This window comes from Mycobacterium asiaticum, from assembly GCF_001668675.1.
In the GTDB taxonomy this organism is placed as follows: Bacteria; Actinomycetota; Actinomycetes; order Mycobacteriales; family Mycobacteriaceae; genus Mycobacterium; species Mycobacterium asiaticum_D.
Genome location: NZ_LZKQ01000061.1, coordinates 1 through 10,214 on the forward strand (window position 1 = coordinate 1; position 10,214 = coordinate 10,214).

General features: G+C 63.6%; 8 protein-coding genes and 1 pseudogene. 2 read left to right on the forward strand and 7 right to left on the reverse strand.

The window, feature by feature from the left end:
• Positions 1–255: 255 nt before the first annotated feature.
• The 4 genes from A9X01_RS05730 to A9X01_RS05750 all read right to left on the reverse strand — a co-directional run bounded on the left by A9X01_RS05730 (position 256) and on the right by A9X01_RS05750 (position 3,469).
• Positions 256–1,503: an AAA family ATPase gene (locus tag A9X01_RS05730; RefSeq protein WP_081282226.1), complete on the reverse strand. Its 1,248-nt coding sequence runs from the start codon at positions 1,501–1,503 to the stop codon at positions 256–258.
• Between the two features lie 574 nt (positions 1,504–2,077).
• Positions 2,078–2,512: a hypothetical protein gene (locus A9X01_RS05740; RefSeq protein ID WP_065119820.1), complete on the reverse strand. Its 435-nt coding sequence runs from the start codon at positions 2,510–2,512 to the stop codon at positions 2,078–2,080.
• A 369-nt stretch (positions 2,513–2,881) separates the two neighbouring features.
• Positions 2,882–3,151, reverse strand: a complete 270-nt coding sequence (locus tag A9X01_RS05745; RefSeq protein WP_065119821.1) for a hypothetical protein — start codon at positions 3,149–3,151, stop codon at positions 2,882–2,884.
• On the reverse strand, positions 3,152–3,469 hold the full coding sequence (locus tag A9X01_RS05750) for a hypothetical protein (RefSeq protein WP_065119822.1): 318 nt from the start codon (positions 3,467–3,469) through the stop codon (positions 3,152–3,154).
• 461 nt (positions 3,470–3,930) lie between these two features.
• On the opposite strand from A9X01_RS05750, the gene A9X01_RS05760 reads away from it, so the two are divergent.
• Positions 3,931–5,043 carry a hypothetical protein gene (locus tag A9X01_RS05760; protein WP_065119824.1) on the forward strand — a complete coding sequence of 371 codons (1,113 nt, stop codon included), beginning with the start codon at positions 3,931–3,933 and terminating at the stop codon, positions 5,041–5,043.
• A 710-nt stretch (positions 5,044–5,753) separates the two neighbouring features.
• Here A9X01_RS05760 and A9X01_RS05765 read toward each other — a convergent pair.
• Both A9X01_RS05765 and A9X01_RS05770 read right to left on the reverse strand, forming a co-directional pair.
• On the reverse strand, positions 5,754–6,623 hold the full coding sequence (locus tag A9X01_RS05765; protein WP_065119825.1) for a DUF4062 domain-containing protein: 870 nt from the start codon (positions 6,621–6,623) through the stop codon (positions 5,754–5,756).
• A 284-nt stretch (positions 6,624–6,907) separates the two neighbouring features.
• Entirely contained in the window at positions 6,908–7,393 is a 486-nt protein-coding gene (locus tag A9X01_RS05770) for a DUF456 domain-containing protein (RefSeq protein ID WP_065119827.1), read from the reverse strand.
• Between the two features lie 195 nt (positions 7,394–7,588).
• Between A9X01_RS05770 and A9X01_RS05775 the strand changes: the two genes are divergently transcribed.
• Positions 7,589–8,173 (forward strand): M15 family metallopeptidase, encoded by a 585-nt coding sequence (locus tag A9X01_RS05775; RefSeq protein ID WP_065119828.1) that lies wholly within the window; start codon positions 7,589–7,591, stop codon positions 8,171–8,173.
• A 158-nt stretch (positions 8,174–8,331) separates the two neighbouring features.
• On the opposite strand, the pseudogene A9X01_RS31785 reads toward A9X01_RS05775, so the two are convergent.
• Positions 8,332–10,214, reverse strand: a pseudogene (locus A9X01_RS31785) (PE family protein); the annotation flags it as partial.

Here is a 10,214-nt window from a genome sequence, read left to right on the forward strand (position 1 = left end):
TCCAGTTTGCGGTGGTCGCCGACAACGCTCTAGCTAACTCATCTCGGCGATAACCGCCGTCGATCGATAACCGGCCCCTTAGAGGGGCGGGCCGGTTATCGCTCTCGCTCGGCGGGCGAAAACCGGCCTCGTTAACCGCGCGAGTATCGTCCTCTACCAGGACTTTTCGTCGTTCGCTAGGCGGGCCGGTTATCGAGCGATTAACGCTTTCCGAACGATAACCGCGCGAATATCGCCCCCGACCAGCCCTTTTCGTTAACCGCATATTCGCCACCGCGCCGCCCTTCCGCCGCCCCCGCTACCTCCGCGAGATCCAGCCTCATAGGCAAGAACCTTGTCCCTTGCAAGCTTGTTCAGGGTTCGGCGAACAGAACTCTTGGCCGCTACGTAGCCAGGCCCGGCGGGGTCATCAATTCCGAATACCTCCGCAACGGCGTCAGCCTCACTGATCCCGATCTCACCCGCCCGGTCAGCAAGCGCAGTTATCACATGCGCCGCATCAATTTTCGTGGATGCACCCTCACCGTGCTGGTGCTTGATGATTAGCGGCCCAACGCGCTCCTGGGGCTGCTTAAGGTGGCTTAACTCGACCGACGACGCACCAGGCTGACCCCACAACAGCAACACCGACCCTTGGCCGGCGGTGAGCCAGCCGCTGCCGTACACGTCCGAGAGCTGGGCTGGTTTAAGGTTGTCGGCGGTGGCCTTGCGCTGGTGGTGCAGAGATAGGAACTCAGTCCCATTCTCGATCACACGCTGCATCGCGTCGTTAAAGCCAATGCCGTCGTCGTCCCCTATCAATCCGCTGAGCAAATCTTTTAGCGAGTCCACGATGACGAGGCCGGGGTTTCTGCCATGCTGGGCAACCCACTCCGCGAAGGCTTCTGGCGCTTCGTTCGCTTTGATTGGTACGCGGCCTTTCCATACGATCAGCTGTCGCTTGATAGTTGCCGCGGCCGTCTCTTCTGTCAGGTCCACCATTCGCGCGAGCGAACGGCGTATCTGCATCGGTCGATCCATCGCAAGATAAAAAATCGGCCGCTCGTCTCTGGCCACTGGGTAGCCAAGCAGCATCGAGCTAGTAATTCCCATGCGAGCCAGCACCAGCTGTTGGGCGAGTGTCGACTTACCGACGCCTTGCGGCCCACAGATCACCACCCCCTCACCCTGAGCCGCTAGCACTTCCGCTCCTGCGCCCCAAATAGGTTCTGAATCATCGTTGAAAGTGAGGAACGTCAGCCCATCCATCGCGCGATCTGCGTCAACATTAATCAGCGCCTGTGCCTTACGTTCTGATACTTGTCGCTTCGCCTCATCGCGCTCTTCAAATGCCTCAACCAGGTTGTCAATTCGGCGCTCGCGAGTCGTGCGGGTTATTTGCTCCACTTCCTGGTCAGTACCGATAAGGTCGTAAATACTGGCTAGCCTATGCGCATTTGTACTAGCGTCGGCCATATTGTTTGCAGCGCTTTGAGTTGCGGAGTTATCTGGGGGGACACTCATTAGGAATTGCGTCCTTACGCATAATGGCGCTTCTCTCACAACGCTGTCGATTGGTGAGCTGCCGCCATCGTCTGGTCATTACGGGGGCCGCGAGCTTTCCAATACTCACCGTTGCGCACCGTCTGGCAGCCGGTAAATGCCTGTCTGCCGTCGAGACTCGATCCATCGCCATAAATCGTTGGCGCTGAGGTAATTTCCGTTGCCGAGCCTCACCGGGATTAGCTCCCTGCGCAGAATCGCGTACTTGATCATCCGCCGAGTCACGGGGTAGCCCCACGCTCGCAGTTTCTGAAACGCATCCTCTTGGTTGAGGTTTGCGACGTCGTCAGGATTGGGATCCATGTTGTTTCCTCCAAAGCAGGTTCACCGCGCACGGTTATACGGGTGGTGCTTCGGAGTGCCCCGTTATCATCTCCAAGTCGGCTACTTAGCCGTTCAGCGGTCGCGTTCTAGGCAGCGGCAGCCGTGTTAGCCGGGACTTTTGTATTCAGTTATCGCCGACCCGGCGACGGGACGGATAGCTATAGCTTACCCGAACCGCCGTCGCCGCGCCGACGTTAGGTTGAGCCTAAAGCTACTGCCCTGCAACAAATTTAGGCTGGCCAGCAATTGGCCCATCGCGGCCAAGGTTCAGCTGGCGGTCGACAAGCTGCTTGAGTTCCACCAGCACCTGATCACCCTTCACGCACCAGTCATCGACCCTCACGCTATCCCCCATCACGAACTCTGTCGTGGACGGGTCGGGCCCACGATGCCACGGGGGCAAGATTGGGTTATCCGCCTTCACGTAGCGGTAGACCCCAGCGGTCTCAACATATTCGACGCCCTTTACACGACCACTATGCGTGGCCGCAATGAACTCGGCTTCTGAGCCGCGCCTAACGTGCCCATCAATATCCGTCCAGGAACACTCCACATCGCCATCGTCGCAGCCGCATACGTGTTCGTCGGTGGTGTTCTTCTCGCGCTCCCGCGGAAATGTGGGCCACGGCAGATCAGCGCTTGTCATGTGTTTTCTCCTTGGGGTTGTGTGAATTTACAGACCCCTGGAGAGCAAAAAAGCGCACGTCTTCCAAAGGTCAATTGCCTATGAGACGTGCGCATGTCCGGCCCTTGCGTCCGGATCGAGTCGTCTAGCTGTGGTCAGCTTGTTTGTTCGTCCGCGGTCTGAAGCTGCGGCCCCTACGTCATCAACCGTGAGCCAGTATCCGTCGCCTGGCTGCGGTCAACGGTACTCAACGAGACGACATCCCCGCAAGGACGAATGCAAAAATTACCCTGGGGCGAAAGACGCGCTGCCGCGTTCTGCTCATCCGATCCCGCGCCGAACATCTCGCATCTCGTCTCCGTCGCGATGAGGGGGTCGGACGGCGGTCGCCTACGGGATCGGCGGGACCGGCGAGTCGGGGTCGATCCGCGCGCCGGGCGGAAGCTGAGCTTGAGCAGAGATCGCGCTGAGCTTGAAGTTGGTCTCGGCAGTTTGCCTCGCCCAGCTGTCGCAGGCTTTGCAGATGCTGAACACCACGATGAACTGACCACGCTCAAGCGGCAGGTATACAGCCCGCCCGCTGCACCCGCCGGGCGCAAGCTGCACGTCGCAGCCGCGCCGCCCGACCGCGTTGGGCAGGGGCACACGAGTCGTGATCATTTACGAGAACCGTTCCATCGCATCGTCGTAAACGTAGAGTTCGGGGATGCAGGGGTAGTACAGGAACGTGTCGCTGTCCGCCGCAGCTTCAATACGGTCTCCGAACTGCTGGCGCATGTTGCGCATAGTCCGGTTGCCGAGCTCCCACATAGCGGGGTTCCAATTGGGGTCGAAAAGCCATGCGGTGTTGCCTGTCTCACGCGTCACAAGAGCTCTGGTGCGCTCCACTACCTGAATGGCACCGACATTCGGATTATCCGGTTGGGGCGCGTGGTTGATCCGGTATTTTGCTTCCAAGTCAAAGTCGTTGGTGCTCATACAGTTCTGCTTCCTTTCTGGTGGTTGTAACGCGACGCCCCGGCGGTGCGCGTCGGTCGCGTCACGATGAATCGCCAAAGCTCGGCGGTTGAATACATGCGCCGTCCCGCGATGATCCGACACGTGAGTTCGTCGCGGTCCGTCACCGTCTTGAGCCATCGCTCGGTGACCTCAACGTCGATCCCCCGGTACCACTCGACTGCGTCGGCCACAGTCTTGTCCGGCACCACCGACACATCGAGCGAGGTCGGCGGCGCAGGTACTCGAACATCGGGTTGCATTCGTGCCACGGGTATTTCGCCTTTCGGTTCCCCTCTATTCTACCGCTCTACGCCGGGCTACGCTCGCCCTAATTCGAACTCGCCCGTACCAATACCGTGGCGCGGTAACGGTATTCGACCCTCGCGTCGAGAAGCGGCGGTAATCTAGGTCGAACGGCTACCCGAAAGACGGTGAAGGAAATGACAAATCGGAAGGGCTACAGCGTTTCTGGTGATGTCCTCGTCAACGAAACGGCCGATGGCGTCAATCTGAATCTGCTGTGGGATGAAATCGCCACTGCGCTGAATCTCTACAATCAGCACCGCTCAACGATTGTCCGCCTCCTCAGCTACCCGACCACAGCGGTCGCCGACATCATCCCGCAAAGCGTCGAAGGCGAGAGCTTCGAATTAGCGACCGAGTTTGGGATGCCGACCGCGCTGCGCGAGCCCGCCGATTACTTGCGTCTTGGCTACAACTTCCAGGACTACGACAAGAGGCTCAGTGCCACTTGGAAATTCCTCCGCGGTGCTACCGCTGAACAGGTGACCGCCCAGGTGACGCGCATCTTCGAGGCTGATAACCGCCTCGTCAGCGGCACGATTCTGCGCCGGCTGCTCGATCCCGCACCAGCATTCAACGAGTGGAACCACACTTGTTACGGGTTATGGAGCGGTGATGGCATGGTCCCGCCCTCACACCTTGGCAAGACCTTCACCGGATCCCACACCCACTACCTCACAAGCGGCTCCACGACCATCGACGCCGCCGACATCGAGGACATGATTCGCCACGTCACCGAACACGGCTATGGCCGCTTCGGTGCGCAGGGCGGACGGCTGATCATCCTCGCCCACCCGAACGAGGTCGAGGACATGACGTTTTGGCGGGCGGGGGTGGACTACGGTGGCGCAACAAAACCCAAGTGGGACTTCATCCCATCCGCCGCACAGCCCGCATACTTCACCACAGAGCACCTCGTCGGCGCAGTCCCGCCCACCGATTTCAACGGCCTCCACGTACAAGGCAGCTACGGCGACGCCTGGCTAGTCGAGTCCCACTACGTGCCTGCCGGTTACGTAATCGTCGCGGCGACAGGCGGGCTGGACTCCGACGCAAACCCGGTCGGCTTTCGAGAACATGTGAACGCGAGTTATCAAGGGCTGCGCCATATTCCGGGCCGTGGTCCGTACCCGCTGCAGGACAGCTTCTACGCGCGCGGGTTCGGAGTTGGCGTCCGACACCGCAGCGCAGCCGTCGTCATGCAGGTAACCACCAGTGGCAGCTACACAGCGCCCACGATTAAGACGTAGCGATGGGCGCAGTAGGAAAGGCCCGCGACCCACACGCCCGGAATCCGGACCCGTCGGAGTTCTCTTGGGGGCCGGGGCTTGTGCCACACGGCAAGAAGAACGCGCCGCCGAGCGAAGGAGGCATGTACCGAGGGATGTGCCCGCCGGTCGAACTCACCCCCAGCAAAGACCTCAGCGTGCGGGCGAGACAAGCCAGACGGCAATCAAACGAACCGCCGCACGGCTACCCCGGCAAACGGGTTGGCTGAGCCGGATGCGGCCCGATTTGCGAAAAGCAGAAATGTGCGTCGGTAACGGCGGTAGGCTTCGACGTGGGGAGCCGGGGAATATTGGCAAGCGTGTCGCGAGGCGGCACGGACCACACGGGGTTGGGCTCAATGAAGACGAAAGCAAAGGTGGCTTTAGCCGCGATTGCCATGGCCGGCGCCTGCGTTTACAGCAGCGCGATTGCTGCCGTACCTGCTCACGCCGAAGAGTACTGCTCGCAGGCATATCCATACCCGCCGCCGGGCGCCATTTGCACAAAGATTGGCTACATTTTTGGCGAGTACTGCAACCCAAGCCCATACTGCTCGCCCGTGCCGGGCATGCCGGGTACGCAGAATCCGGATGGCTACACGCTGCCATGGTGCACTCCGGTATACGTGCCTGGTTGCCGTAACTACTGAACGCGATGCCTAGCCCAGCTTGGCTCGCTCGCCAGACCGGCTTCAGAAAAGACTGACGGGTTGGCTCACGTGTTGTTCCTCGTCGTTCTCGAACCAATTGAGCTCAACGGTAACGTGATCGGAGAGACCCATATGCAGCATCAAAGGGAACCTCAGTTCAGAAAGCGGAGGCATGTCGATTGCGGCTGTGCTTTCACGATGTAGCAACCCTCTGAGTTCCACCCCAGGATCCATAGTCAGCTGCTCGGCAGTGACGTGCTGGCTCTTGTTCTCCAACACCAACGTTGAGTGAGTCGTAAACTTCGGCGCACCCCGCCTGTCGACACCAGACTGCTCGCGGCGCTTTTCGACCCGAACACGCGGCATCGCGTGTTCACCCTTGCGAACGACAGACGGCGCACCGAGCCCCGAGCAACTTATGTCGCTCTCGATGGCCTCCCTCACCTTATAGGCCAAATCATTCAGATCTGCGTACACACCGAGCAGACCTTTGTCCTCCAGCTCCTTGCGGAACTTCCGGAGCCGATCGAGTTCTTTCAAGTCAGCGTTGCGGTCGACAGGTTCATCCGAGAACCAGACGTGCACCGGCTTACCGCTTGCGGCGGCCCGTTCAATCTCCTCTGCTGTGCCCGATACAGCGCTATCGGTGGCCTGGCCGAGTCGCGAGTCAAACAGAGCGAGGACAATATCAGCGTCGTCCACGAGTTGAGAATTGATGACGCCCTGGCCGCCGTTCGCGTCCATCTGCGGAACGGCGTCCGTCTTCCAAAATCGCGGAAGCAACACCGTCTGCGCGTTCTCTGCCCGCGACCCGTTCCAACCTTGCAGCGCGCTCTTGACCGCCTCGACTTCGTCAGCGGTATCACCAGGTGACGAGATCATGACCTTGAGGACGTTCGCAGCGAATCCCATGTACGTAAGTTTGCCAGTCGGTACCGACACCACGCTTTGATGACCTCTAAGCGGTCCCGTGCCGGTCCCGTAGACGCACCCCAACCGGAGGCGGACCGGGACCGTACCCAGGGCGTCTCAACGGCGTACTAAAAGGTGTTTTAGCAGTGCAAACGCCTGTCCTTGCGAGGCCGCCCACCTGCGCCTATCACTCACCCGTTCGGAGCCGGAATCGACTTCCCAAGCTGAATACGCGGGTTCGATTCCCGTCATCGGCTCCATAGCGCGCACTCCGGCGGCGCTGCCTACTGGGTCAGGAACACCCCAACCACCCATACGACGGTGGCGAGCAGCGCGCCAGCCAGCTCAACACCCATCGATAACGCAACACCTTTCACGGCGTGCTTCGTCGACGTCAATGCCAGTCGCTGGTCTCCGCGGGCGGACAGCTCCGCCAAATAGACGCCGAGCACGAAGCCGATCACCAGGCCGGCCACCGGGATTACGAAGAAACCGATGATGCCCAGTCCCGCGCCGGCCGCCAGACTCAGCGTGCGCACGTCGGCGGCCCGCATCCGCTGCACGGGCCAGGTGTACTTGATCAATGTCGCCACACCGAGCAGCGCAGCCACCACGCCGAGTGTCACCCACGAAGTGACGTTGTTCTCGACGACGGCCCACACCACGATCGCACCGAACACCAGCAGAGTGCCCGGCAACAGTGGCACCACGATGCCGACGATTCCGACGGCGATCGCGAGTGCGACGAGGACGATGCCGGCAACACTCATTTTCTCAACGTATCTCCGTCGCTTGGAGGGTAAGCCCATGCCGCCAAAATGTCCTGGGCGCGCGCATCCTCTTCCGGCGCATCGATGACTCCGGCCAGATCAGAGCGCGGCGAACTACGGAACATGACCCGTTCACCCGCGGTCGAAATGGCCCACACTGATTGCCGCTTCGAGAGGTAGCTAGGGTGGCCCCACGTGAGAACACGGACAGCAAGCTGGGTTGGGCGATTCGCGGTGGTTGCCGTCGCGGCTGGCGCCCTGTCTTTCTGCGCACCAGCTGCGCACGATCCCTCGGCAACGATCACACTCGCAGACCGCAGCGTCCCGCTGGACCCAGCCTTCGACTCCGGCGATGGGTCGTTGCCCGACGGACGGCCGTTGACCCCGTTCGACGTGCAGAACCCGGCGATCGGACGCCTTGATCCGGCGTTGTTGAGCGCTATCCAGGGCGCCGCCGTCGCTGCAGGCAACGACGGCATCACCATGACGATCACCTCGGGCTGGCGGTCACCGGCGTTCCAACAGCAACTGCTCGATGAGGCCGTGCAGACCTACGGCAGCTTGGCCGCGGCGCGGCAATACGTGCAGACACCCGCAGCTTCCAGACACGTGGTCGGGGAAGCGGTGGACGTCGGCGGTGTGGGCGCCGATCAGTGGCTCATCGCCAATGGCGCCCGCTTTGGGCTGTGTCAGATCTATGCGAACGAAATGTGGCATTTCGAATTGGCCGCGGACGCGGCCGGAAACTGCCCAGCACTGCTGCCCAACGCGTCCGGCTAATTGAATCCGGACCGGCCCGTCGACGACGGCGCGCCGGTAGCGCCGGCCGCGGTTGAAAACTCCGGCTGGCGCCAGCAAACACGCGAGATGTAGGACGCGGCAACACCGGTAGCGCCTCGGCGCGATCGCCTGCTTGGCAGGTCGGTTTGGTGCCGAAGTTATCCGAACGAACCGCCCTTTCCGCCGGCGCCCCCCGCGCCGCCCGGGCCGCCGGCATTGCTGGGCGGTACCGGACTGCCGCCGGGAGCGCCGCCCATGCCGTCACTGCCTGGGACGGTAATCGCTCCGTAATCCGCGGTTCCGCCAGTTCCGCCCTTGCCGCCAGAGCCGCCAGGCAAAGGATCACCGCCGAGTAGACCGTCTTTGCCTTGGCCGCCGGTGCCCCCGACGCCGCCATCCCCACCGGCGGCGCTGAGCCCGGTGCCGCCGGTGCCGCCGGTGCCACCGGTGCCGCCGCCGTAGCCGCCGGCGCCGCCGGAGCCACCTTGACCACCGGCGCCGCCAGCGGCGACGCCATCTCCGCCGCGACCACCGGTGCCACCGTTACCACTGGTGCCGATGCCCGTATTTTGTCCGCCAGTGCCGCCAGTGCCGCCGGTTCCTCCGATGCCGACAACCCCTTTTCCTCCGGTCGCACCCACCGTGGAGCCGGCGCCGCCGGCACCGCCGGTTCCGCCGGCGCCGCCAATTCCACCCTGGCCGCCGGCACCGCCGTGACCGGCGTTGAAGAAGTCCGTCAGCCCGTCGCCACCACGCCCGCCGGTTCCGCCGTATCCGCCCATTCCGCCTCGCCCGCCGGCTCCGCCGGCGCCCTGGTCGCCGTCCAGTCCTGCGCCAGACCTGGCAACACCGCCGGCCCCGCCGGTACCGCCGGTGCCGCCGATGCCACCTGTGCCACCCTGGCCTCCGGTGCCGCCGGCGCCGCCGTCAAACGAACCGGGAGTTGTCGTGCCATTGCTGCCCGTGGAACCGGTCGAACCCTGCGAACCGAGCCCACCTTCCCCGCCGACGCCGCCGCTGCCGCCACGGCCGCCGTTGCCACTATTGGTCCCACCGGCGCCACCGGCGCCACCGGTGCCTCCCGTGCCACCGAGGCCTGGGGTGCCACCGTTGTCGTCCGCCGCTGCGCCCCAACCTCCTCTACCGCCGATGCCGCCCTTTCCGCCGTCGCCGTTGAGCACCGCGTCACCACCACGGCCCCCCGCGCCGCCGGCCGGGGCTTCGCCGACGCGGCTGGCATTGCCCCCGTTACCGCCGTCGCCGCCGTCGCCGCGAATGGACCCGCCCTGTCCGCCGTTGCCGCCGGCACCGCCTGCCAAGTCCAGGAGGCCACCAGTACCGCCGTTGCCGCCGTTGCCGCCGTTGCCGACCGATCCACCGTTCCCCCCGTTGCCACCCTGTCCGGCGCGTAGGTGGCCGTAAATGACGTCACCACCAGCAAAAGCGTGGCCACCGTTGCCGCCGTTGCCGCCGCTATTCGGGGTGCTCCCCGCAGTTCCGGATGTGCCCTTGTCCGAGTAGCCGCCCTGGCCGCCGACGCCCGCGTTTCCTCCGTCGCCGCCGTGGCCGCCGGACTCGACAGCAAATGGTTTGTCTGCGCCCAATACCCCGTTGCCGCCGTTGCCACCGTTGCCGGCGACACCACCGGCCCCGCCGTTGCCACCCTGGGCCGTGTTGGCCGACGCGGTCCCACCGGCGCCACCGGCTCCGCCGTCACCTCCATCGCCACCGTGACCTGCGAGCACACCATTACTCTCGGCGTCGTTGCCGTTTCCACCAGCGCCGCCGTTGCCGCCTTCGCCACCGGCCCCGCCGTCGCCGGAGATCCTGCCGCCGTTGCCGCCCGCGCCGCCCTTGCCGCCGTCACCGCCGTCACCGCTTGCCGCTCCGGTAGCGCCGTTGCCGCCGTTGCCGCCGTTGCCGCCGTTGCCGCGGGTGCCGGCGTGGCCGCCTTGTCCGCCGTTGCCGCCGGTGCCGCCGGGGGCGGTGGCGTCGGCGCCGTTGCCGCCGTTGCCGCCGTTACCGCCGCCGCTCCCGAGGG